A 22,325-nucleotide genomic window follows, 5' to 3' on the forward strand; every position below is an offset into this window, starting at 1 on the left:
ATGAACGAAATGCTTACGACCAAAGAACTGTCAGAGATGCTTCGGCTCAATGAAAAGAAGGTGTACCAGCTCGTTCGCGACGGTAATGTTCCGCGGGTGCGCATAGCCGGCAAATGGCTCTTTCCTCGTAATCACATAACGCGGTGGATCGACGAAAACGTTGAGCGTGAACGGGATATTTCCATTGCCGGCAGCGACGATGTTCTCCTGTCGAGGCTGCTCGCCAGGTACTCCCGGGAAAATCTCCCCGAAGCACTGGCCTTCTATGCCCCCGTAGGAAGCATCGCCGGTATTCATGCCCTGGTGCAGGGCAAGTGCCAAGCCTGCTGCGCGCACATCCTGGACCTGGAAACGGGTGAATACAACATCCCCTACGTCAAGCGCCACCTGGGCGACCATCACCTGAGCGTCATTGCGCTCTGGCGCAGGAAGCAGGGTCTTATCGTCAAGGCGGGCAATCCCAAGGGTATAAAGGGCATCAGGGACCTGGCAGCGGAAGATGTCCGCTTCGTCGGTCGGAATAAAGAATCGGGAACCGCGGTGCTTTTTGAATATCTCGTTCGACAAGAGGGACTCAACGACAATAACCGTCCCCGGAATACGGGTACTGTCGACAGCCACATGGAAACGGCCATGACGGTCTTTTTTGAAGAGGCCGACTGTGGTCTCGGCATTGAGTATGTGACACACCCCCTGGGTCTCGAATTCATTCCCCTCAAGGACGAGCGGTTTGATCTTGTCATTCCCGGAGAGCTGGTGGCGACGGCGCCCATGAAGCGTTTCATCGAATTTCTCGAGCCGTCATCCCTGTCGAAGCTGACACGGAACATTCCCGGATACGATGTGCGGGAGGCCGGGAAAATCATATATTCTCAGTAATCCAACGCATGCCGTGAGGTGCGATGCCTCTTTGCCTGGCCTGTGGCGGGAGTTTATCCGTACCTGAACTTCATGATCACCACGTACAGGGCCAGGGACAGACCGACAATCGTTGCGGCCTCCATATGCTAGAGAAACCTCTTCAGGTCATTGTGTTCCAGGTGGTCCACCACCTTCCTCACGTCCTGGGATTTCCCGCGCTTCAACACCAGGATAGCGTCATCCTGTTCTACGACCACGATATCCTCCACCCCGACGAGGGCGATCAGTTTTCCCCTTCCCAGGACAAGCGCGTTGTTTGTGTCGACGGCCACGACGGTCCCCCGAAGCACATTTCCCCGTTCATCTTTCGGCGCCAGTTCGGCCAGGGCGTCCCAGCTTCCCAGATCGTTCCAGCCGAAATCCCCGGTGACGATCAGAACGTTCGGTGTTTTTTCCATGACACCGTAGTCGATGGATACGGGGCTGATCCGTTCGTAAGCGGCTCGAATAGCAGCGGCTTCGCCGTCTGTGCCCAAGGTGGGTTCCAGAGCCAGGAGCTCGCCGTACAAGTCGGGAAGGTTCCCGGCGATGGCATCCATGATGACCGGTATCGTCCAGACGAAGATACCGCTGTTCCAGTAAAAAGTCCCTTTTTCGAGAAACGAGCGGGCAGTCTCTGCATCGGGTTTTTCCCTGAAGGCGGCGACCCGGTAAATATCAGCGTCCGTGGAGAGGGCTGCCGGTTCACCGCGCTCGATGTAGCCGAAGCCCGTTTCCGGCAAGCTCGGTCTGATACCGATGGTCACCAGGGAGGGCTCCGCCGCCGCCGCCGCCGCCGCCCGGGTGATCACGCCCCGGAACGCGTCTTCATTGGTCACCGCGTGGTCCGCGGGAAGCACGACCATGATCCCCCGGGGATTCTTTTTCCTGATGAAAAGGGCGGCCAGCCCGATGCAGGGAGCCGTGTTTCTGCCCAAGGGTTCAGCAATGATATTTTCAGCCGGCAGTTCAGGAAGGTGCCGGCAGGTTTCCTCCCGGCAGACCTCGCCGGTAACAACGATGATATGTTCCGGGGGGATCAGGGGGAGAATCCGGTCAACTGTTTGTTGCAACAGAGATTTCTCGCCCGTTATGGCCAGGAACTGTTTGGGTCGTGTCTCTCTGCTGGCGGGCCAGAAACGGGTTCCCCGTCCCCCCGCCATGATAACTGCGTGCAGCATGGGCCTTGTTCCTCACGAGCCGTCGTTTTTTGACGGGACTTCCCCTCTCTCCGTGGTGAAGGGTATGGTGACTTCATAAACACCGGACTTGACAACGGCGTGCATGGGGTACCGGGATTTTTCAAAGACCTTGAGCATAGGCTTGTTTTCCGTCAGCACATCGGCCTTGAAGCCCCTTATGCCTTGCTTGATTGCCGTGTTGATGAGCAAGTCCAGCAGATAGGCGGCAATCCCCATGCCGACATACTGTTCATCGACAACGATGGCCATTTCGGCATAGGAACTGTTCTGCAGATGGGCATAGCGTCCCTCGGCAATGATACGCTCCACTCCTTCTTCCACGATAATGCCCACGATGGACATGACATCGCGGTAATCGATATTGACATATTCCTGCATCTGCATATGGGGCATCGTTTTCAGGGGTGTGAAGTACCGGTAATAGACGGACTGGTCGGAGAACCGATAAAACAGCTTGCGCATGTCATCTTCGTCGGAAGGTTTTATGGGACGGAACCATACGGAAAGTCTGTCTTTGAAGGTGTGGCGGAAGGAGATTTCATGGGGGTAACAGTGGCCCGACTCCGTCAGGTAAATCTGATCCCTGTACAATATGTTGGCCTCCTTCGCCGCTTCCACCAGGCTTTGCCGGTCATCGGGGTGGGCTATGTCGATCAGCGCGAGGGCCCGTTCCCGCTGGGTCCGCCCGCGCATGGAGGCGATTCCGAATTCGGTGATGACAAGATCCAGTGATTCCTGGTTTGTAAACTGGTTGGGATATTCCTTTGCCGACAGGATGATATTAGGAGTACCGAACCGGTTGCGGCTCGGAAGGGCGAATATGGCACGTCCGCCCGGGGAAAGGGCAACACCCATGAACACTGAGTGTACTTCGCCGGGATCCAGGGTCACGTTCTGTTTTCCCACCTGCAGGGCTACGATGCCCGTCAGGTCGATTTTCCGCGCCGGCAGGATCTTGACGTATTTCTCGAGACTGCCCATGATAAGAGGGTCCATTATCGTGTCCACACCCTGGAATTCAATGGTGGGGTTCCCGTCAAGCCATCGATACAACTCCTTCGTGCCCTGGGCATAAGAGATGACACTCTTGTTTGTGAAAAACCGTTTTCCTCTGTTTGACACGGCACCGCTTTCGATAAGCTCCATGAGGGCATCCGTCATGATGAGGGAGTGAATGGACAGGTCTTTCTTCCGTGACAGCGGTTCCACGAGGGCTTCGAAAAGGGGGCCGAAGGTGTAGCCGATGCAGCTTCCGTCCTCCACCATGGAGGCAACGTTCAGGGCAAGGTCTCTATACACTTCCGTGACAGGCCAGCGGGGGAAGTACAGAGGCGGTTCCGTGGCTTCAATCAGGTAGTCGAATGTGTCTATGTGAACAAAGGTGTTCCCCATGGTGTAGGGAATGTCCCGACTGATTTCCCCGACAACCAGAGTCGACCGCTCCATGGCCTGACGGGAGGCATCGGCGACGGCGCCGAGACTTACGTACCCGCGCTTGTCCGGAGGGGTGATCTGGACGAAAGTGGCATTCACATCAATAATCCCCGCGCTGATCAGGCGGGGGACCCGGGACGATATCGTGGGAATATAATCGACCCGCCCCTGGCGGATGGCATCGCTTGCAACGTAGCCCGAAAAAAAGGTTTTCAGGCGATACTTGTAATCCTGGTCCTGGTCCCGGGGGAGTGCGTCTCCCAAGCTTATCAACTGTATTAATTCGAGATCCCTGAGGTTTCTCGCCTTTGAGCTCAGTATGGCCTTGATGAGGGTCCGCGGCTCCGCCGCGCCGGTTCCCAGGAATATTTTCATCCCCGGATCGATGTTATCAATAATTTTTTCGGGAGAAACCACGGCGTTTCTCCAAGTGTCAATGGAAATTTCAGGCATGGCTCCATACCCCGGCCCTACGCAAACCCTTGTACGATATCAGGAATCATTACTGACGGCTTCGTACAATGAGTACCGGATGTTTGATTGCGTTCCGGCCTTCGTCACTGTGTCGTACCTCACAGCACGCCTCATTCCTCAGGATGTGGGCGCCGTTCCTCAAGGAGCTTTTTGCACGTTCATCACCACTGTAAGTATTGCAGCTTCAAGTTGCAAGAAAAAAGGAAAGACAGTATCCCCGAAGTCGTCGTTCTTGACACAGAAAGGTTCTTGGCGTAGACTGCCCCAACAAAAAACAGGATTCAGAATGTGGGGAGGAGCATCCTATGGACCTTATCGGAATACCCGTCGACCGTATCAGGGCAGGGGATCAAGCCAGGATTCAGAAAACCATAACCGATGCGGATATCATCCTTTTTGCCGGTGTGTCCACGGACCAGAACCCCGCGCACATTAATGAGGAATACGCCAAAACGACCATGTTCAAGAAAAGAATCGCCCATGGCGCCTTGAGTTCGAGCCTGGTCTCGGCGGTCCTCGGAATGAAGCTTCCGGGTGCGGGAACCATTTACATCAGTCAGTTCTCAAAGTTTACGGCACCCGTCTATATAGGCGACACCATCACGGCCGTTGTGGAGGCGAAGGAAGTCATAACCGAAAAAAATCGCGTGATCTTTCGAACCTGGTGCGAAAATCAGAATGGAACAATGGTGATGGATGGAGAAGCGGTGGTCATGCCACCAAGGCCTGAAAAACACTAGAGTAAGGAAAGAAGGGGAGCCTCGCTCCCTTTCTTTTTTCTTCCAACCCGATACAGGCGGTCCGAAGCAGTAATCTCCCCTGAATACATGATGTGAGAACACAGGAGCAGGTGTATGGGAACAGGAAATATCAGCCGACAGGGAGCGACTTTTCAACAATGGATACAGGACGGTGCCGACTACAGTGTCGATACCGCCCAGCGGTTTGCCATCTTCATGGATATCCTCAGAAAGCGGGGCAACGGTTACATTGACCACTTGCGGAGCGGCCAGCCTCCCGTCCTGGCGTTCAATTACGAGATCATTCTTGACGGGCGCCACTTTGAGAGACCCGTCAATCACGCCCTGGTCCGTATCGTGGATCGGGGAGAAAGAAAAGACATTCGAACCGATGACATGAAACGGCGCTGCAAACCCCCGAAGCGACCTGCCTTGAGAAAGAGGCCCATCGTCGTTATCGATCCCAGAGCCGGCCATGGCCCGGGAATAGGCGGGTCCAGCATGGACTCGAAAGTAGGCAAGGCCCTGGATAACGGGTTTACGGTTTACTTTGTACTGTTCTATACGAACCCGATGCCGGGGCAGACATTGGCAGACGTGGAGCACGCCATGGTGAGGTTTATCGAGGAGATCATGAGACTGCACCCTCATGATGACAGTCCGATCATCATCGGCAACTGTCAAGCCGGATGGGCGGCGGCGCTGCTCTGCGCCGACAGGCCGGACATCACCGGTCCCCTGGTCCTGAACGGCGCTCCCCTTTCGTACTGGGCGGGCGTCGAGGGGGCAAATCCGATGCGCTATCGGGGAGGTCTCCTGGGCGGTGCCTGGTTGACTGCACTGTTAAGCGACCTTGGGCATGGCATCTTTGACGGTGCCAACCTGGTGTACAATTTCGAATCCTTGAACCCGGCGAACACCCTCTGGGCCAAACAATACTACCTCTACGCCAATGTTGACACAGAGGAAGAGCGGTACCTGGAATTCGAAAAATGGTGGGGTGGTTTTTTCAATCTTTCCGATGAGGAAATTCATTTTATCGTGAGCAACCTTTTTGTGGGCAATAAACTGGAGCGGGGAAGGCTGGAGCTCCGCCCCGGCAAAACCATCGACATACGGAACATAGAAAGCCCCATCGTGGTATTTGCCTCCTGGGGCGACAATATTACACCGCCTCAACAGGCCCTCAACTGGATTCCACGCGTTTACGGTTCAGTGGAAGAACTCAAAAAGGCGGGCCAGGTCATAGTGTACATTATCCACGAAAACATCGGCCACTTGGGCATTTTTGTCTCAAAAAGTGTGGCGAAAAAAGAACATCGCAATATAATCGGCCATTTTGATATGATCGATTATCTTCCGCCCGGGCTCTACGAAATGGTGATCGACGGTGACCCCGAAACGGGAGAATTCGCAGCTCGCTTCGAAGAACGTACCATGGCGGACATTACATCCATGGCCGACGATGGGGAAAGTGAAAAAAGCTTCGAGTTTGTCCATGCTGTTTCGGACTGGAACGAGTCCATGTACGGGGTGTTTTTGAGGCCGTGGATCAAGATGGGGACGACGGAGTTGACGGGGGAACTGATGCGGTGGATGCACCCTCTGCGCCTTCAGAGAGTCATGATATCTGACATGAACCCCTCACTGAAACCCCTGAAGCACATCGCCGACCTGGCCCGCAGACACAGAAAACCTCTCAACGGGGGAAATCCTTTTCTCGAAATGGAGAAACGCTTTTCCGAGTATATGGCGGGCATCCTCAATCTCTACCGCGATGCCCGTGACCGCTACCAGGAGCTGACGTTCCGGATGGTCTACGAAAACGATCTGTTGAAGACGTTCTTCAGACCTGCCGAAGACGTGGGGTCTCAAGCGGGGGGGATGACCGTCGAAGAACCGGACATTTCGGCAGTAAAGCCCCTTCCCGAACCGGAAGAGGGAGGCTATGGAGAGGGGCTGATCCGCGCGATTGCCGCCATGGTTCGATCGACACCTACCATCAGCCGCCGTCACTACGGAATAGCTTTGGATATAGCGCAGACGCACAAAGTCTTGCAGAAGCTGCATCCTCGTGATTTCAGGCGCATGATTCGGGTCCAGGCGAGATTACTGGAGATTGATGAAGGCCGGGCGATAGCGGCGCTGGCGAAGCTTATCCGGAGCGAGGAGGAACGGCGGGATGCCATGGGGATCGTCAGGCGGGTGGCTCTCGCAGACGGTGTGTACACGTACCGTGAAAAGGAAATGCTTGAAAAAATTTCTTACGCTTTGGAAATCGATAAACAGCCGGGGAAATCTTCTTCAAACGTCTTCCCGGTACGGTGAGGAGTCCGCAAACTCCGGTGGGTTTCCAGGACGGGGGATATAACGCCCCTTCTGCCATCGTAGAACACAAACCGGGCACATCCATTTGCTGCTCCTCCTGCGGTCCCGGCAGTTGACAGCACTTCTTTGCAATGTTAATCTGCAGATAAAGAGAGTCAGCACTTCAGGGACCACAGCGAAAGAGGTGTGGGATGGATGATCGTCGGCAGGATAGTTCTGACGGCCCGGCCCTCGCGGAGGCTTGGCTGAAAACAGGCAGTGACATGATGTCCACGTTTATAAAGATGGTGAGTGCCGTGCCTTCATCCGGCCTGGAGTCGGGGAAGAAGGGCCGGTCTGTCGAATCGTGGGAGGCGGCCATGAAAACATGGCAGTCGCTGCAGGCGCTCATGAGTGAACCCGAAACGGCCAATGCTGTTTTAAAGGGAACCGCCATGATGCCCGACATACTCATGAAGATTGCCGAAACAACGTGGGACGCCTGCTTCGAAATGCAAAAAAAAGCCATCGAACGGGCCGGAACCATCGGGCAACGGGTGGAAGCCTACCAGCTTGAATCCGTAGATCAGGATTTCTTCAAGGCCCTCAAAGATATTTATGAAGAGGAGTTGAGACAATTTCTGCAGGTTCCCCAGCTGGGCCTGACCAGATTCTATCAGGAACGGGCAAACCAGTTTCTCGACAAAGTGAATCTGATGAACATGGTCGCCATTGAGTTCCTGTCGCTCCTCTTTCTGCCCTTCGAACAATCTTTCAAAGTCATGCAGCAACGTCTGGACGAACTGGCCGGAGATGGAAAGCTTCCCGAGGAAACCCGGGAATACTACACCATGTTTATCAGGATTCTCGAAGGTCACTTCATGACGCTTCTCAAGTCCCCGGAATACACCAGGACCCTGGAGACTCTTTTGAGTAATCTGTCGGAATACATCATATCCCGAAACGAGGTGTTGCAGGATATGCTCCAGTCCATGCCCATACCGACCTACAGGGAAATGGATGAATTGTACAAAGAACTCTACCTGATGAAGAAAAAGGTCAGGGAACTGGAAAGTCGGCTTGAGAAAGGATCGCGATGATTCGACTGACGTGAAAGGAGGCCGGATCAATGACACAGCCAAAGATACCCCTTGATCTCATCCTGGACAAGTTGTCTGAAGATGCTGAAAAAACACAGGAGCGGGTTGCGCGGGCCTCGGAGGTTCTTCTTGGTCCCCTGTCGTCGAATATTGCCGAGACTCCCTATGAGGTGGTCTATGAAGAAGACAGGGTCAAACTCAAGCACTACCTGCTCGAAGGCGAACAGCAGCTCAGAGTGCCGCTGCTGGTTGTCTACGCGCTTATCAACCGAGAGACCATGCTGGACCTTCAGCCCGACCGGAGTGTGGTGAAGACCTTTCTCAATGAGGGAATCGATCTGTACATGATCGATTGGGGCTATCCTACCCGTAAAGACCGGTTCCTTACGATCGATGACCATGTGAACGGCTATATGAACAACGTGGTCGACCTGATCCGCAAACGGCACGATCTTGAAAAAATAAACCTCATGGGCATCTGCATGGGGGGCACCTTTTGCGTCATTTACTCGGCCCTGTATCCCGAAAAAATCAAGAACCTCATCACCACCGTTACCCCGACCAATTTCGACACCGACACGGGCCTCCTCCATGTATGGATGAAAAACATCGATGTGGACCGGTTCGTGGACAGCTACGGCAATATTCCCGCAGACCTGATGAATTTAGGGTTTCTCCTGATGAACCCGCCTCGGCTCATGATTGACAAATACGTTGGTTTTTTTGAGAACATGGACAACAAAGCCTTCGTGGAGAACTTTGTTCGTATGGAGAAGTGGATTTTTGACAGTCCCGATGTTCCCGGTGAAACATTCAGGCAGTTTATAAAAGACGGTTATCAAAAGAATCTGCTGATCCAGAGCAGGATGGAGGTCGGCGGGCGCAGGGTTGACCTGAAGAATCTTACCATGCCGATCCTCAATTTTTATGGCCTTTACGATCACCTGGTTCCGCCCGCGGCCTGTGACATGCTGATTCATAAGACCGGCAGTACCGACGCAACGAACATCGCACTCGATACAGGCCACATAGGTATATATGTCAGTTCGAAAAGTCAGAGGGAGTTCGCGCCCAGGATCGCCCAGTGGCTCAAAGAACGGGACGAACCGAAACGGTCTCGAAACAAGAAAGGTGCCCCGGAGGGAAAAGCGCCCGGGAAGAAGTCCGGAGGAACCGGGTGGAAGTCCGGGGGGGAAGGGGTTTCCCCGGCCGGAAAAATGGCGGCCGGAACAACCGTCTCTGAACAGGAAGAGTTACAAAGGGCTGTGGGGGAAAAACCATGAGCGATCAAAACGACTATTTCAAAACGATAACGAGAGTTTCGCGGGTCTTTGGAAGTACCATGAAGCGAGACGAAATTCTGAATCTGATAGTGCGCAGTGCGGCAGAGACAATGGAGGGCAAGGCGGCCGCCCTGTTTCTGCTCGACGAGAACAGGGGAACCTATGTTCTCGCGGCCAGCACCGGGCTTTCCAAAGGCTATGTGCATTCGGATATCAGCCATATCAGGAAGATAATGCCGGAGCTCACGGGAAAGGGCTTTATCTATTACCGTGATGCCGCCACGGATCCCGGATCGAGTGACAACAACCGGGAGCATAAGAAACGGGAAGGCATCGTCTCCCTTCTTGTTGTACCAGTGATGGTCCGGGGGGAAATGATCGGTACCCTTGCCTTGTACACGGCGGAGCCTCGGGAGTTCACCGATCGAGAAATCGCGTTCCTGACCGTTCTCGCGGAGCATGGAGGCATGGCAATAGAAACTGCCCGTCTGATTCAGAAACTCAGGGACAACAACCGGATTTTCATCGAGCTCGCGGCGGATATCAACGCGAGCCTGGACCTGAAGGACATTCTGCAGGCGCTGACGAGCAATGTAGCCGAGGCCCTCGGCGTCAAGGCGGCAAGCATCCGCCTTCTCGATGAACAGCGAAAGCATCTGACCCTTGTCGCCAGCCACGGCCTCAGCGATACGTATCTGAACAAGGGACCCGTTTCGGCGGAGAAAAGCATCGCCCAGGCCCTTTCGGGTAAATCGGTGGTCATTAAAGACGCTTCCCGGAACGAGGGCGTGCAGTACAGGGAGGCGAAGAAAAAAGAAGGTATTGTTTCTATCCTCTGTGTTCCCATCAGGGCAAAGGACGAGGTCATCGGTGTCCTTCGTCTATACAGCAGTATTTTGAAGGACTTTACGGAGGACGAGATAATGCACGTAACGGCCCTGGCATCCCAGGGGGGGCTGGCGATCCAGAATGCTGTCCTGTATCTGATGCTACAGAGCGACATGAAGGAGCTGAAGGAGGAAACCTGGAGACACCGCAGCTGGTTCTGACCTGGTTTCCTGTCCGGTGGATTTATAAGAAGGTACCGGAGGACGCAACATCCTGCATTACAGCCGGATGCCGTGTCGGGGCGCATCCTTCGTTACTGTAACGTACTTCGAAGTACGTCTCATCCTTCATGATTTGCCCGTCCTGCCGCGGGCTTTTTCACAAAGCGATCGCGTTCGACAGGTATGGAGACTTTCTACGAGCTCGTCCTATCTGCTTCTTGATTTTTTTGTTTCTTTCCGGACGAAGGCCTGACCCATGGTCTTCATCATTTTCTGGAACTCAAGGGTCTGCTTCTCGAGCAGGTTCTTGAGTTCCCGGGTTGCTTCTTCCGGTGTCCGGCCGCTCGTGTCGATGATGTTCTTAAGGCGCCCGATGATCTTTTCCTGATCGGCGATTGTAGCCTTCAGAGCGTCGCATTCCCGTTGAAGGGCTTCCATGTCGTCCCGGGGCACCACGTTAAAGAGTGATAGATATTCCCGAAGGGACTGTTGGTAGGAACGGGACGCCTTTTCGAAGAGTTTCAGGTATTCGGGACCGTCTTTTTCCAGCTTGTCGAGGCCGTAGGAGGTACGAAAAAGATCGATGAGACGGTCGGTACCCGCTCCTCCAGCCGTCCCGCTCATCCATCGGCTCAACTCTTCAAGCCGGCGCTGCCCCCGAGCGAGGTTGAGCAGAGACTGACCCCAGAATTCCAGAAATTGCGAGTCCATGAGACACCTCCTATGATACTCTTGAACGGTTACGGGAGTCGCCTTCTTCATCCAGGTCGAGCTGGAAACGGACCGGGCCGCGATAGGCACCGAAGCGCTTATGCAGAGCGAATTCAGACTTCGGGCGGGACCAGGACGTGGCAATGGCCCCGTGCCCCTTGGGGAAAACAGTGACTTCCGCATCAACAAAATCCAGCGGCGCAAGAGCGGCGTCCCTGTCAACAAGGTCATCCTTTTCGGCATAACAGATCAGCCACCGGACTCTCTTGTCCTGAATATCTTTGAAATTCAATTGATTGTCGAACATTGTCACCGGGAGATGCCGCATGCACTCAACCAGGGCAATGCTTCGGGTGCCGTATGAAGTCGTGAAGATAGACCAGCAGGCTCAACAGGTAAAGCTGGCCCGCCCGCATGGTTTCCAGAGTAGTTTCCGCGGTGTACTCACGTTCCGCCTTTTCAAGTTCAACCAGAGACGTAGCCGGTTTTCCCCAAGCGGAAGCGATGGTGCCGACCTGGGCGAGAAGACTCATTCAGTGACGGTTCAGCCTGCTCAAGGAGTCAAAAGTGGCCTGAGTCAACGTTTCGTTGACATCGGCCACTTTTTCCTGGCACTCCATAACAAGGCGATAAACGTGATCGTTGCCGGGCGGATAGATCATTGCTTCGACGCGGACCTCACGGTGCGTTCAACCTTTTTTGCCTTTTTCAGCGATGGTAAAAAATTCTTCCACCTTTCTGTAGCTTTCATCGACGGCTGCCTTGTAATCGGTCCACCCCTTCCTGTAGGCTTTGAGCCAGTCGTTGACGGCTTTCTTGCCTTCGGCGGGCAACATGGGGTTCTGATCCATCCAGGAACCCATCATCTTTTCCGTCTGATCCTGCAGAACAGTCATGGCGTCAAAGGTGTTGTCAAAGGCGGTCTTGTTGAACTGTATCATCTGTCGTGCAACGTTCTTTGGATCCATCATAGCGTCCTCCTTAGGTATGTTGTTTGCGGTTATTCGTCCCCTGTTTCCCGTGCCGTACAGTGTTTCTGCCGGGTTATGTATCTTCAGTCCTGCCGGCGGTCGCGAAATATTCCTTGACCTTTCCGTAGCTTTCATCAACATTTTGCTTGAAAATATCTCGGCCGCGCTTATAGGTTGCTATCCATTCTTTTACGGTGTCTTTGCCCTCCCTGGGGATCCAGGGCGACTGATCCAGGAAGAGACCGGCCATTTTCTCCGTCTGTTCCTGGAGAATGGTCAGGGCGTTGAAACTGTTATCAAAGGTCGCCTTGTAAAACTCGATCATTTGTCTGGCAAGCTTTGTCTGGTTCATACATTTGTTTCCTTTCGTCACGTTGTTTTGAATGTATGTTTTTGCAATACACCAGAGCCGCTTTCTTTGTCAAGCATTATTTATTGCAACGCAACATATTTTTCTGTTGTAATGTTTCCGGTAAAATTTTTTCTGATGTCAGTCTAAAGATCAAGTAATATAAGATATTATGCTATGTGTTCCCATCAATGAGTCACGTCAGCTCGCCACTTTGTTGTTGCAATGCGGTTGAGCATTGTGTATGAATAGTGATTAATAGAGAAAGATGCGAAGTGAGTCCCATGAACAATAATACGCTGAATCTGAAGAAATACACCAACCGGCGCCTTTACGACACGGAGAAGAGCGCCTATGTGAAACTTGATGACGTTATGGAAGCCATACGACAAGGACGACGTATTGCCGTTGCCGATGCCAAGACCGGGGAGGATGTGACCGCTTTTATCCTGACGCAGATCATACTGGAACAATCTCGAAGGAGAAACAGCCTCTTGCCGGTGTCCCTGCTGCATCTCATCGTTCAGTACGGGGAGACGGTCTTGAGCGAGTTTTTTGAGAGCTATCTTGAGCAGACTATAAAAAACTATCTCAATTACAGGGCCGCCGCTGATGAGCAGTTTCGCGCATGGTTGCGGCTTGGAATGGATCTGTCGGCCCTGACGGAGAAATCCATGGCGACTCTGCCCGTTTTTCAGCCTCGCTTCAATCCCTTCAGGGAGAGTGAAACGGCGGAATCTTCCTCGTCCGAAAACGAAACGTGACCATGTTCTTGTATTCTTTCCTCCCGGAGGCGTGTCATAATCGAGTACTCTGCTGTAAGGGGACCAGTCTCCGGCTGAAGAGCCGCTCCCGTCCGCCCGGTGTAATTGAGCTCACACGCAATGTGTGCTAGATATCACCCTGTACGGCGTGAGTGCGGTCCGGTCATACTCGTGTGACGGAGGAGGCCCGCCGGCATAATCCAGAGGGTTTCTCGATCGAGGGAGGTGTGGTGAATATGAATATTGTTGTTGCCTACAGACATTCGAAGCAGTCGGAGAAAATGGTCGAAAAGGCCATCGAGCATGCACGAACCTTCAATGGAACCATATACCTCGTAACATCCCTCGAGGGAGGTTCGAAAGACAGCGCCGACACCGTTCATTCTGCGCGGGACGCCCTGGACCGGGCCAGGGAACGGATTGAAAAGGAAGGAATTCCATGCGAAGTAAGTCTTCTGGTGAGAGGTCTTTCGCCGGGAGAAGATATTGTGGAATATGCCAGACAGAAAAAAGCCGATGAGATCATTGTCGGTGTACAGAAGAAATCAAAGGTGGGGAAGTTCCTCATGGGATCGACGGCTCAACATGTCATTCTCAATGCCGGTTGCCCTGTCATAGCAATAAAGTTTTAAAATTCCGCCGGGTTCCGATAACTCCGTGGCCGGCCATGTCGGACGAAGATACGGCGGAACTGACAATGTATACATCGCAGCAGAAAAATCTCCGGAGGTTGGATGCACCATGTACTGGGAACCGGCAGTGGAAACCATGAATCCCCAAGCCCTGAAGGAGTTGCAGCTCGAAGGGTTGATACAGACCGTAAACAATGCCGCCGATTCGGTGTTCTACGGAAATTTCTTTAAACGTACGAACCTCGATCCGAAATCGATCCGGTCCCTTGACGACATTCAGAGATTACCGCTTACCACCAAGGATGACCTCAGGGAAGCCTGGCCCTATGGGCTCCTTGCCCTTTCGAAGGATGAACTGGTGAGAATGCATTCATCTTCGGGAACTACGGGTCGGGCAACGGTCATATTTCACACCGCCGGGGATCTCGAAGCCTGGACGAATCTTCTGGCACGGTCCATGTACATGGCAGGCATGAGAAAAACTGATGTATTTCAGAACATGATGACCTATGGCCTGTTCACGGGCGGTTTGGGATTTCACTATGGGTCCGAAAAAATCGGAGCCCTGACGATTCCCGCCGGTGCGGGGAACAGCAAACGGCAGATACAACTCATGAGAGACTTTGAAACAACCGTCATACATATCATTCCCAGCTATGCCCTGCATTTGTCTGAGATCTTTGAGGAAATGGACCTGGATCCTCGCAGGGACACCGGCCTCCGCATCGCCTTTCTGGGAGCGGAGCCCCATTCGGAAGAGACGAGGCAGAAAATAGAGGCGTTTTATGGCCTTACGGCATACAACTCCTACGGCCTGTCAGAAATGAACGGTCCCGGAGTAGCCTTCGAATGTCCCTGCCAAGAGGGCCTCCATGTCTGGGAAGATAATTTTTTTGTTGAAATCATCGATCCCGATACCTTGAAGCCTGTCGAGGACGACGTCGAGGGGGAACTGGTTCTGACCACACTGAAACGCACAGGCATGCCCATTCTCCGGTACCGGACGAAAGACCTGACCCGTTTCATACCAGGACCCTGTGGCTGTGGTAGAACACACCGTCGCATTGCAAGAATTACGGGGCGGACCGATGACATGATGATTCTGAAGGGCGTCAACATCTTTCCCATACAGATAGAGAAGAAACTGATGGAGATCGCCGGAGTGGGTAACGATTTCATGATTATTCTGGAGCGGGAAGGATATAATGACCGGATGATCGTTCGGGTCGAGGTGTTGAAAGAGTTTTTTTCAGGGGACCTCAAACAGCTGGAACAATTGAGAAAAAAGATTGCGGCAGAGCTGCAGAGTGACATTCTCATAACGCCCCGGGTCGAACTGGTGGAACCGGGCAGCCTGCCGAAAACAGAGGGCAAGGCCCTTCGCGTCATCGACAACAGAAAGGACTGAGTCTCATGGTTGCCTACCAGCTTTCTATCTTCGCTGAAAACAAACCCGGACGCCTGGCAAAGGTAACGTCACTCATGGCGGCCGGCAAGATAAACATTCGAGCCATTACCATCTCCAGTTCCGATGCTTTCGGTGTCATAAACATGCTGGTTGATGATCCCGACCGGGCTCATGCGATCCTGGCGGAAGCGGGATTGACGGTCAGCCTCAAGCCCGTGGTGGCCGTTGTTATACCGGACAAGCCCGGTGGACTGGACAAGCTGATTCAACTGCTGTCACGAGAAAACATAAATATTGAAAATGCATATGGATTTGTTTTGGAAAGCTGGGAAAAGGCTGTATTCGTCCTCGAAATCGATCAGATAGACACAACACTGGATATTCTGAAAGCGGAAAAGTTCGAGACCCTCGACAGGGATGCCTTGGCTGCTGTCGAACCGTTCCATTACATGAAATACTGACAGCTTCGTAAAATGGTACCGGAGGTATGCCTCCGGCACGAGAGCCGGAGGCTTGATGGCGCTCTCTCTTTCGTCACTGCGTCGTACCTCAAAGTACGTCTCTTTCCTCAGGATCTGCGCGTCGTGCCTTGAGGAGCCTTTTACAAAGCCGTCCTCTATCGGACGTTTTTCGACTTTGGCAAATACCGATGAATCCGTAAAATCATCCTGTGTAGTGACGAACGGTTATCCGCGCCTCCGAAGGAGAGCGCTGTCTCATGACAAGGGGGGTAGGGTATGACCCATGAAGATGCAGGAAATTACGCGGGGAAACACCCCAAGGGTTCCGAACCGGACCGAAGGGTGGCCGAGGTGCTTGAAGAGTTGGCCCGCGACGGCACGATTAGTTGCGCGAACGCCTTTAAGACGGCCGCCAGACTCAATAGGAACCCCGCCGATGTGGGGATGACGATTGATCTCCTGGAGTACCGTATTTCACGATGCCAACTGGGGCTCTTCGGGTACGGGTCCCGAAGGCGGATTGTCGAGCCCGCCGCTCAGGTGAGACCCGAGATGAAACAGGCCATCGAAGAAGCTCTTGAGGACGGCAGAATATCCTGCGCCGCCTGCTGGGAGGTCGCCCGGAGATTAGGCTGTGCCCGCATGGACGTGGCCTCGGCCTGCGAGGCTCTTGCAGTTAAAATCAGTGTATGCCAGTTGGGCTCCTTCTAATGGAAAGCTGAGACCTTTAAAACTATCGATTTCGTCATTTCGACCTCTCCCCCGTCGCTTCGAACGCATGTGAGAAGTCTAAAAGATCCCTCGCTTTGCCCGGGACAGGGATTTCTCGTCGCGATGCTCCTCGAAATGACAAAATTCAAAAGGTCTCCGCCCTCGTAAAAAGCGTCCCAGTCCGCCTCGGGCGGTCAGGTATCCTCGCCGCCCCTATCCCGATACATTGCCTCGATTTCCCGGCTGAACTTCTCCTCGATGACCCGCCGCTTCATCTTCATGCTCGGTGTCAACTCGCCGGTTTCGATCCGGAATGGCTCCGTCAGGATGGAGCAATATTTCACCTGTTCGTGACGGGGCACGCGGCGGTTCACCTCGTCCACCCGACTTCGTATGAGTGCCTGGATTTCCGGGGTGTTCACCAGCCCTTCCGGTGTAGATGCCGCGAGACCCATGGATTCAGCGAACTGGAAAAGTTTTTCGAAGTCGGGAACGATAAGAGCAGTGCAGTATTTTCTTCCGTCACCGATCAGAATGGCCTGATCGATACCGGGTTGGGCCGTCAGGGCCAGCTCGATGGGCTGAGGGGCTATGTTTTGCCCTCCCGACGTGACAAAGAGGTTCTTTTTCCTGTCAGTGATAGAGAGGAACCCATCATCGTCGAACCATCCGATATCACCCGTCCGGAACCACCCGTCTTCAGTGAAAGCCTGTCCTGTTTCATGGGGAAGGTTCCAGTATTCCTCGAATACCTGGGGACCCCGGGCGAGGATTTCCCCGTCATCCGCTATCCGCTCATCTGTTCCGATGACCGGGCGCCCCACCGTGCCGGGTTTTATACACAACATGGAACCGATACTCCTGCTGATAAAATAGAGCGTACAGATCCGGGAGAGACTGGCAAAGGGATTCCTGCCCTGTGACTGTCCCCTGACAAGGAGGTTGACAAGCCCATCAATGAGTCGGCCGCGCCAGGCCGTTGATTCTTTGAGAGAGCGGTCACTGAATTCCGGTTCGTTGAAATTCAGGACAGCGCAGGTTTCCGTGAGGCCGTACCCTTCGTTGAGCTGAACTCCCAGCGATCGAACGAAGTTGCAGACGTCTCCGGACAAACTGCCGCCGCCTGAAACGGCCAGGACAAGACGGTCCAGGCCGGCCCTTTTTCTGACGCTGTCGAAAACAAGCGCGTTGGCAATCCACAGCCGGAGCATTAACGCAAGAGAGGGCACTCTGCCTTCCGCCATTGCCCCGGTAAAATCCATACCCGCCGTGTTCGCCCATTTGAATATCGACTGTACCCGGGGCGACCGGCCCGCAACGTTTGAATGGACCCGATCGTAGAGTTTTTCGTACAAGCGGGGAACGCTGATGATGACATTGGGACGGATTTCCCGAATGGTTTCTCCCAGGGATTCGAAACGTTCGGTAAAGACAAGAATGTTTCCCTGGTAAAGTCCTCCAACGTGATAGTCGGACGTTCTCCCGTAGGCATGGCTCAGGGGGAGATGGACCAAGTGCGTCAGGGTGATTCCCCGTTCCCGCTGTCGCCGCATGAGGATGGAATTGGCGGCCTGCTTCATGTTGGCCATCCAGTGTTTCTGCTTCAGGACCACACCCTTGGGAGTTCCCGTTGTTCCCGATGTATAGATAATGGACGTGATATCATCGGGGTCAACACTGTCGATGCGGTCTTCCATCTCCTGTATGGATATTCCCTGTCGCCCCAGCTCCATCACTTCGTTGAAGGTCAACAGATTGCCGGGCCTGTCTCCATTCCAGGGCTCCATGACAATAATCGCCGGGAGGGGGGCTGTCTTCTCTTCCATTCTGAGGGCCATGGACGCCTTGTCGGCTGTTGAGGTGACGATAACCCGTGCTCCGCTGTCGGCCATCATCCATGCGAGTTCATCCTCCGTCAGTGTCGTGTGGAGGGGGACTTCGATGGCGCCCGCTCCCTGTATGGCCTGGTCGGCAATGATCCACCGGGGCCGGCTTTCAGACAACAGGGCAACACGGTCACCGGCCGCTACACCCAGCACGACCAGTCCCCGGGCGAAATCAATAACCTGGTCCCGTACAGTCTTCCAAGTCATGTGGTGATACTCGTCTGTGAGTACCCCGAGGTCATTGAAGCGGGAGGAAAGAAACCGTCGCGCATCGCCCAGGCGGAGGGCCCGGCGATGAAAAAGACCGCAGAGGGTATCCTTTTCAAAGACCATTCGTTCCATTGGTTTACATATCAGGAATGATAATCCTGTAAAAAATCGCAAAACGTCCGATGGCCGTCAGGCCCTGTTGCGGGCCGGTCATGCCCGGAAGGTCAGCCTGGTGCCACTCATGTTGAATATAAAACGATCCGGCATTTTCTGCTCCATGAACATGGTGGCCTTTCTGCCGGTGCAGTGACAGGGCACAACAAATTCGGGATTCAGGTTTATCAGTTCCTCCGTCGTCCTTTCAATGATGGCTTCAAAGAGAGGTCCCGTGAGGTGAAATCCTCCCATGACGGCGTGAACACTGTCGATACCGGTAACCTGTTTTGCGTGGATGACCGTATTCACAATACCTGCGTGGGCACATCCCGAAATGATGATGAGGCCCTTGTCCCTGAGATTGATGACAATGGCCGAATCGTCTTCGATGGGGTCCCATGCTTTTGTCCCGCCGGTGTCCCGATAGGCGATGGGGAATCCCTTTTCGAAATCCGTTTTTCTCGGAATCTCACCCAGAAACAGGACATGGTTTCCCGGAAGCGGTTGTGGCTCCGTTGTTTCAACGATCCTGATTCCCCGGTCCTCCAGGGGTTTTCGATCAAATCGGGGGAAATGCATGAGGAATCCGGGTAGAGGTTCGAGATAACGGAATGGAGTGAATACCCCGGGGTGACAGAAAAGCGGGATTCCGTTCCTGCCGGTCATGTCAGTGAGTTGTGCTATGCCCCCCGTGTGATCGCTGTGACCGTGAGAGAGGGCCATACTGTCAATCTCATGCAGCGGAGCTCCGAGAAGTTTCGCGTTGCAGGCCGCGCCGTCAGGGGAAAAGCCGAAATCAAAAAGCATGGTGCGCCATGTATCACCCGAACCTGTTCTCACCACGACCGAGAATCCGTGCTCGGCTCGTATTGAATTATTGATTTCACCATTTTTCAGAATTGACGCGCGTCGCACCATGGTTGAATTGTCTTGAAGGGCCATGTCGATATAGTTGTCCTGCAGGCAGAGAACCTCGACGGTGTCCACTGCTTCAATAGAGCGCGGGTCAGTCATTGCACTTCCTCTCTTTCACTTGTTTTTTGTGAAGGGAACGCCAGACTAGCGGTGCGGCCTGATCGCGATGTCTACGACCTCAAACCGTCTGAGTCCTCCCGGTGTTCTGACAGAAACCTCCTGTCCCACTTCCTTCCCGATCAGGGCTTTCCCAATGGGCGAGGTTACTGAAATTTTACCGTTGTTGACATCCGATTCATAAGGGCCCACGAGGACAAATTCGATGGTTTCTTTGCGCATCATGTCTTCCAGTGTGACCGTTGAGCCGAAGACGATCCGTTCGTTTGTCAGGTCCTTCACCTCGATGATGTGGGAACCGGCAAGCTTGTTCTCGATTTCCTGAATCTTTCCCTGGATAAAGGACTGCTCTGTCTTCGCCGCTTCATACTCCGCATTTTCAGAAATGTCTCCGTAGGATCGCGCCGCTTCGATGGCCCGGATATTTTCCGGAACCGCCACCCGTTTCAAGTGATCCAGGTCTTTTTTCAGCTTTTCAAATCCCGGTTTCGTGATCGGGACTTTCTGCATGATACCCCCTCCGGTACGTTCCTCTTCAGTACCGTGTCACGCTTTATTATTCCTTCGGGCATCGTGGTTCAGTGCTTAAGCGGCAGCTTCGTTCCGGAAGATTCGGCCTTACACGGCACTAGTCGGAAGACGCGGCTTTCTTTTTCTGCTTGAGCAGCGCTTTCGCAGCTTTTTTCTCAATCTTGCTTCGTTCCTTGGCAGCTTTGTCGTCTTTCAATGGTGTCGGCACTGCATCTGTTTTTTCCAGCGAACGTCCGTCCGTTCGAGCAGGAGTCGAAAGGGCGGTTTGACTCCCGGCGCGTTCGATCTTTTTCGTTTCCCGAGGAGGCTTCTGTTCTTTTCCCCTTGCTTTTTCTATGAGATGCTCCGCGAATTTTCTGCCGAACTGACCTATGAATCCGGCCACCAGGACCACCACCGCCCACGTTATAACATCAGCAACTGTAATAGAATCAATAAGTGATCGTATCTGATCCATAGAACGATGCATTCTCTTTTTTGACGACCTCGTACAACGTCGAGCAATGTCCTTTCTTAATGCCGTGCAGTACCTGATCCTTCAGAGCGGAACCCGTCGCGTGGAATGTCGGTTCCCGCTCGTGGGAACCATTCGGCGTGACAGGGTATTCGCACATTTCACCAGCCGATTCCCGCTCTTTCCGGCTATGTTTTCGTCGGCTTGAAACGACGTTCCATCAGGTCAGCGAGTGCCGGCACATCGTTGATGTCATAACAGAGGACAGGAACATCATCAAGATGCCTGTCGGTCGCTATCGCGATGAGCGTGTCGTCGTTCAGGCAGATGAGGCCGTGATGTGTCGCCGCCAGAGACACCTCGATCTTCGGGAAGGGGTTTTCCTTGAATCCTTCCACCAAGACAAAATCGGCATCGCGAATGAAGCGGTCTACCAGTTCCTGTATGTCGTAATCCCGGTTGCTGTCTTCAATGACGGCCACCGTGTGGGGAGAAGCGATTACCGTCGTCACGGCACCGGCACGCCTGTGGCGCCAACTGTCTTTGCCTTCGTGGTCGATTTCAAAGCCGTGGCGGTTGTGTTTGATCGTGGCGACCCGGTACCCTCTTTCGGCAAGAAGCGGTATCAGCCTTTCAATAAGAGTGGTCTTCCCCGAATTCGATTTTCCCACGATTGACAAAATGTACGGCATCGCCCGATTATCCCTGTCTCTGCCACAGAAGGTTTATAAAGTGAAGCCAGGGCCTCATTGCCGGAGTGCCGCCCCCTTCGGACACGACCCGTAAAATTGTCTCATTGTCCAGGCTGACCGAACCTCCAAGATGATTGACCGGAGTTCCCCGAAATGCGCCGGGGTACAGTGGCGTCGAGGGACCCAATACCGTCACATGCCGGGTACCGGTGAGTCGGTTAAGGATTGCTTCGACCGTGTCGTTGAGAATACTCGTGGCTGTGACAAGGGCCACTGTTGCTCCCTCCAGAGCCTCGTCCCGATCCCGGCCATTCCGGTAGCCGGGTCGGGCCGGGTCAAGCTCAACAATGGTAAGGGTCGCGCCCGTCTTCTCTATTTTTTTGACGAGAGGTCCGAAAAATCCCACCATGGCAACCCGGTCACGGGAAGAGAGGCCTGTCAGGTCGAGGGTGTCTCCGTCGGTGCCGGCCTGTGCTACGGAATGATCTGTATTGAGAACCGCGTTTGCCGTGGCGAGACCCAGGGCTTTTTCAAGGGAACTTCTTCCATCCACAAGGAGGTTCAGCAGGGTTGAAGCCCGACCGGCGGCGAGAGTTCCCGCCTTCTTGAATACAGAACACCCCGGACCGAGGTTGTGTCTCAGCATCGCCGCCAGTCCCAGTCGCTTTCCTTCCAGAAGGACGACAACATAGCCCAGACCGATGCGGACGTCTTCAATGGCCAGAGACGATGCCCTTTTGTACGCTTCTTCATGGATAGCTTTGCTGATTGAGCCGTATGTGATCATCATTTTCCACCTCTCATAGTATCTTACTTACCTAAGGGGAATCGCTCGGTCAAGGCATGATTGATGGCTTCGTAAAAAGTC

24 protein-coding genes are annotated in these 22,325 nt (G+C 53.7%); 11 read left to right on the forward strand and 13 right to left on the reverse strand.

From position 1 onward, the window contains the following. Positions 1 to 879: a helix-turn-helix transcriptional regulator gene (locus M0Q23_07780; GenBank protein ID MCK9528523.1), complete on the forward strand. Its 879-nt coding sequence runs from the start codon at positions 1 to 3 to the stop codon at positions 877 to 879. A gap of 128 nt (positions 880 to 1,007) precedes the next feature. Here the strand turns inward: M0Q23_07780 and M0Q23_07785 are convergent, their stop codons facing one another. Together M0Q23_07785 and M0Q23_07790 are read right to left on the reverse strand one after the other, a co-directional pair. After that, entirely contained in the window at positions 1,008 to 2,081 is a 1,074-nt protein-coding gene (locus M0Q23_07785) for a mannose-1-phosphate guanylyltransferase (GenBank protein MCK9528524.1), read from the reverse strand. A gap of 12 nt (positions 2,082 to 2,093) precedes the next feature. After that, positions 2,094 to 3,989: a GNAT family N-acetyltransferase gene (locus M0Q23_07790; protein MCK9528525.1), complete on the reverse strand. Its 1,896-nt coding sequence runs from the start codon at positions 3,987 to 3,989 to the stop codon at positions 2,094 to 2,096. 326 nt (positions 3,990 to 4,315) lie between these two features. On the opposite strand from M0Q23_07790, the gene M0Q23_07795 reads away from it, so the two are divergent. From M0Q23_07795 to M0Q23_07815, 5 genes are all read left to right on the forward strand, one after another. Continuing rightward, entirely contained in the window at positions 4,316 to 4,750 is a 435-nt protein-coding gene (locus tag M0Q23_07795) for a MaoC family dehydratase (GenBank protein ID MCK9528526.1), read from the forward strand. A gap of 114 nt (positions 4,751 to 4,864) precedes the next feature. After that, positions 4,865 to 7,078 carry a TerB family tellurite resistance protein gene (locus M0Q23_07800; GenBank protein ID MCK9528527.1) on the forward strand — a complete coding sequence of 738 codons (2,214 nt, stop codon included), beginning with the start codon at positions 4,865 to 4,867 and terminating at the stop codon, positions 7,076 to 7,078. Between the two features lie 191 nt (positions 7,079 to 7,269). Then, positions 7,270 to 8,157 (forward strand): hypothetical protein, encoded by an 888-nt coding sequence (locus M0Q23_07805; protein ID MCK9528528.1) that lies wholly within the window; start codon positions 7,270 to 7,272, stop codon positions 8,155 to 8,157. Between the two features lie 29 nt (positions 8,158 to 8,186). Then, positions 8,187 to 9,440 (forward strand): class III poly(R)-hydroxyalkanoic acid synthase subunit PhaC, encoded by a 1,254-nt coding sequence (phaC, locus tag M0Q23_07810; protein MCK9528529.1) that lies wholly within the window; start codon positions 8,187 to 8,189, stop codon positions 9,438 to 9,440. Then, the gene (locus M0Q23_07815) at positions 9,437 to 10,489 is read left to right on the forward strand and encodes a GAF domain-containing protein (GenBank protein ID MCK9528530.1); all 1,053 of its coding nucleotides are present in this window, start codon (positions 9,437 to 9,439) and stop codon (positions 10,487 to 10,489) included. The genes phaC and M0Q23_07815 overlap by 4 nt, the downstream gene beginning before the upstream one ends. Before the next feature lie 207 nt (positions 10,490 to 10,696). Here M0Q23_07815 and M0Q23_07820 read toward each other — a convergent pair whose 3' ends face one another. The 5 genes from M0Q23_07820 to M0Q23_07840 form a co-directional block, all read right to left on the reverse strand. Continuing rightward, positions 10,697 to 11,200: a hypothetical protein gene (locus M0Q23_07820; GenBank protein MCK9528531.1), complete on the reverse strand. Its 504-nt coding sequence runs from the start codon at positions 11,198 to 11,200 to the stop codon at positions 10,697 to 10,699. Positions 11,201 to 11,210: 10 nt separating this feature from the next. Continuing rightward, the gene (locus M0Q23_07825; GenBank protein ID MCK9528532.1) at positions 11,211 to 11,507 is read right to left on the reverse strand and encodes a hypothetical protein; all 297 of its coding nucleotides are present in this window, start codon (positions 11,505 to 11,507) and stop codon (positions 11,211 to 11,213) included. 25 nt (positions 11,508 to 11,532) lie between these two features. After that, a complete protein-coding gene (locus tag M0Q23_07830; GenBank protein ID MCK9528533.1) occupies positions 11,533 to 11,733 on the reverse strand; it encodes a hypothetical protein in 201 nt (66 codons plus the stop codon). A gap of 156 nt (positions 11,734 to 11,889) precedes the next feature. After that, positions 11,890 to 12,171: a hypothetical protein gene (locus M0Q23_07835; protein MCK9528534.1), complete on the reverse strand. Its 282-nt coding sequence runs from the start codon at positions 12,169 to 12,171 to the stop codon at positions 11,890 to 11,892. Between the two features lie 73 nt (positions 12,172 to 12,244). Then, positions 12,245 to 12,523, reverse strand: coding sequence for a hypothetical protein (locus M0Q23_07840; GenBank protein ID MCK9528535.1), 279 nt, complete (start codon positions 12,521 to 12,523; stop codon positions 12,245 to 12,247). A gap of 281 nt (positions 12,524 to 12,804) precedes the next feature. Here M0Q23_07840 and M0Q23_07845 point away from each other — a divergent pair, with 281 nt between their 5' ends. From M0Q23_07845 to M0Q23_07865, 5 genes are all read left to right on the forward strand, one after another. Further along, positions 12,805 to 13,284 (forward strand): polyhydroxyalkanoate synthesis regulator DNA-binding domain-containing protein, encoded by a 480-nt coding sequence (locus M0Q23_07845; GenBank protein MCK9528536.1) that lies wholly within the window; start codon positions 12,805 to 12,807, stop codon positions 13,282 to 13,284. Positions 13,285 to 13,520: 236 nt separating this feature from the next. After that, positions 13,521 to 13,916, forward strand: a complete 396-nt coding sequence (locus tag M0Q23_07850; GenBank protein MCK9528537.1) for a universal stress protein — start codon at positions 13,521 to 13,523, stop codon at positions 13,914 to 13,916. Between the two features lie 109 nt (positions 13,917 to 14,025). Further along, positions 14,026 to 15,324, forward strand: coding sequence for a phenylacetate--CoA ligase (locus tag M0Q23_07855; GenBank protein ID MCK9528538.1), 1,299 nt, complete (start codon positions 14,026 to 14,028; stop codon positions 15,322 to 15,324). Positions 15,325 to 15,329: 5 nt separating this feature from the next. Next, on the forward strand, positions 15,330 to 15,785 hold the full coding sequence (locus M0Q23_07860; GenBank protein MCK9528539.1) for an ACT domain-containing protein: 456 nt from the start codon (positions 15,330 to 15,332) through the stop codon (positions 15,783 to 15,785). Positions 15,786 to 16,061: 276 nt separating this feature from the next. Further along, on the forward strand, positions 16,062 to 16,496 hold the full coding sequence (locus M0Q23_07865) for a hypothetical protein (GenBank protein ID MCK9528540.1): 435 nt from the start codon (positions 16,062 to 16,064) through the stop codon (positions 16,494 to 16,496). A gap of 194 nt (positions 16,497 to 16,690) precedes the next feature. Here the strand turns inward: M0Q23_07865 and M0Q23_07870 are convergent, their stop codons facing one another. The 6 genes from M0Q23_07870 to M0Q23_07895 all read right to left on the reverse strand — a co-directional run bounded on the left by M0Q23_07870 (position 16,691) and on the right by M0Q23_07895 (position 22,247). After that, complete coding sequence (locus M0Q23_07870; protein ID MCK9528541.1) at positions 16,691 to 18,715, reverse strand: long-chain fatty acid--CoA ligase; 2,025 nt, start codon at positions 18,713 to 18,715, stop codon at positions 16,691 to 16,693. Positions 18,716 to 18,802: 87 nt separating this feature from the next. Further along, positions 18,803 to 19,762 (reverse strand): MBL fold metallo-hydrolase, encoded by a 960-nt coding sequence (locus M0Q23_07875; GenBank protein MCK9528542.1) that lies wholly within the window; start codon positions 19,760 to 19,762, stop codon positions 18,803 to 18,805. Positions 19,763 to 19,807: 45 nt separating this feature from the next. Further along, positions 19,808 to 20,290: a transcription elongation factor GreA gene (gene greA, locus M0Q23_07880; GenBank protein MCK9528543.1), complete on the reverse strand. Its 483-nt coding sequence runs from the start codon at positions 20,288 to 20,290 to the stop codon at positions 19,808 to 19,810. Positions 20,291 to 20,408: 118 nt separating this feature from the next. Beyond that, the gene (locus tag M0Q23_07885; protein MCK9528544.1) at positions 20,409 to 20,768 is read right to left on the reverse strand and encodes a hypothetical protein; all 360 of its coding nucleotides are present in this window, start codon (positions 20,766 to 20,768) and stop codon (positions 20,409 to 20,411) included. Between the two features lie 185 nt (positions 20,769 to 20,953). Beyond that, complete coding sequence (gene mobB / locus M0Q23_07890) at positions 20,954 to 21,457, reverse strand: molybdopterin-guanine dinucleotide biosynthesis protein B (GenBank protein ID MCK9528545.1); 504 nt, start codon at positions 21,455 to 21,457, stop codon at positions 20,954 to 20,956. Between the two features lie 7 nt (positions 21,458 to 21,464). Further along, the gene (locus M0Q23_07895) at positions 21,465 to 22,247 is read right to left on the reverse strand and encodes a DUF364 domain-containing protein (protein ID MCK9528546.1); all 783 of its coding nucleotides are present in this window, start codon (positions 22,245 to 22,247) and stop codon (positions 21,465 to 21,467) included. Between the last annotated feature and the right edge of the window lie 78 nt (positions 22,248 to 22,325).

Source organism: Syntrophales bacterium, assembly GCA_023228425.1.
Classification (GTDB): domain Bacteria; phylum Desulfobacterota; class Syntrophia; order Syntrophales; family UBA2210; genus MLS-D.

Excerpts from the sequence above, each read along its gene's own strand:
- M0Q23_07860 (MCK9528539.1), top strand. The coding sequence starts at position 15,330 with ATGGTTGCCTACCAGCTTTCTATCTTCGCTGAAAACAAACCCGGACGC.
- M0Q23_07845 (MCK9528536.1), top strand. The coding sequence starts at position 12,805 with ATGAACAATAATACGCTGAATCTGAAGAAATACACCAACCGGCGCCTT.
- M0Q23_07800 (MCK9528527.1), top strand. The coding sequence starts at position 4,865 with ATGGGAACAGGAAATATCAGCCGACAGGGAGCGACTTTTCAACAATGG.
- M0Q23_07840 (MCK9528535.1), bottom strand. The coding sequence starts at position 12,523 with ATGAACCAGACAAAGCTTGCCAGACAAATGATCGAGTTTTACAAGGCG.
- M0Q23_07850 (MCK9528537.1), top strand. The coding sequence starts at position 13,521 with ATGAATATTGTTGTTGCCTACAGACATTCGAAGCAGTCGGAGAAAATG.
- mobB (MCK9528545.1), bottom strand. The coding sequence starts at position 21,457 with ATGCCGTACATTTTGTCAATCGTGGGAAAATCGAATTCGGGGAAGACC.
- M0Q23_07790 (MCK9528525.1), bottom strand. The coding sequence starts at position 3,989 with ATGCCTGAAATTTCCATTGACACTTGGAGAAACGCCGTGGTTTCTCCC.
- phaC (MCK9528529.1), top strand. The coding sequence starts at position 8,187 with ATGACACAGCCAAAGATACCCCTTGATCTCATCCTGGACAAGTTGTCT.
- M0Q23_07815 (MCK9528530.1), top strand. The coding sequence starts at position 9,437 with ATGAGCGATCAAAACGACTATTTCAAAACGATAACGAGAGTTTCGCGG.
- M0Q23_07830 (MCK9528533.1), bottom strand. The coding sequence starts at position 11,733 with ATGAGTCTTCTCGCCCAGGTCGGCACCATCGCTTCCGCTTGGGGAAAA.
- M0Q23_07780 (MCK9528523.1), top strand. The coding sequence starts at position 1 with ATGAACGAAATGCTTACGACCAAAGAACTGTCAGAGATGCTTCGGCTC.
- M0Q23_07855 (MCK9528538.1), top strand. The coding sequence starts at position 14,026 with ATGTACTGGGAACCGGCAGTGGAAACCATGAATCCCCAAGCCCTGAAG.
- M0Q23_07865 (MCK9528540.1), top strand. The coding sequence starts at position 16,062 with ATGACCCATGAAGATGCAGGAAATTACGCGGGGAAACACCCCAAGGGT.
- M0Q23_07795 (MCK9528526.1), top strand. The coding sequence starts at position 4,316 with ATGGACCTTATCGGAATACCCGTCGACCGTATCAGGGCAGGGGATCAA.
- greA (MCK9528543.1), bottom strand. The coding sequence starts at position 20,290 with ATGCAGAAAGTCCCGATCACGAAACCGGGATTTGAAAAGCTGAAAAAA.
- M0Q23_07895 (MCK9528546.1), bottom strand. The coding sequence starts at position 22,247 with ATGATGATCACATACGGCTCAATCAGCAAAGCTATCCATGAAGAAGCG.
- M0Q23_07835 (MCK9528534.1), bottom strand. The coding sequence starts at position 12,171 with ATGATGGATCCAAAGAACGTTGCACGACAGATGATACAGTTCAACAAG.
- M0Q23_07805 (MCK9528528.1), top strand. The coding sequence starts at position 7,270 with ATGGATGATCGTCGGCAGGATAGTTCTGACGGCCCGGCCCTCGCGGAG.
- M0Q23_07885 (MCK9528544.1), bottom strand. The coding sequence starts at position 20,768 with ATGGATCAGATACGATCACTTATTGATTCTATTACAGTTGCTGATGTT.
- M0Q23_07825 (MCK9528532.1), bottom strand. The coding sequence starts at position 11,507 with ATGTTCGACAATCAATTGAATTTCAAAGATATTCAGGACAAGAGAGTC.
- M0Q23_07870 (MCK9528541.1), bottom strand. The coding sequence starts at position 18,715 with ATGGTCTTTGAAAAGGATACCCTCTGCGGTCTTTTTCATCGCCGGGCC.
- M0Q23_07820 (MCK9528531.1), bottom strand. The coding sequence starts at position 11,200 with ATGGACTCGCAATTTCTGGAATTCTGGGGTCAGTCTCTGCTCAACCTC.
- M0Q23_07785 (MCK9528524.1), bottom strand. The coding sequence starts at position 2,081 with ATGCTGCACGCAGTTATCATGGCGGGGGGACGGGGAACCCGTTTCTGG.
- M0Q23_07875 (MCK9528542.1), bottom strand. The coding sequence starts at position 19,762 with ATGACTGACCCGCGCTCTATTGAAGCAGTGGACACCGTCGAGGTTCTC.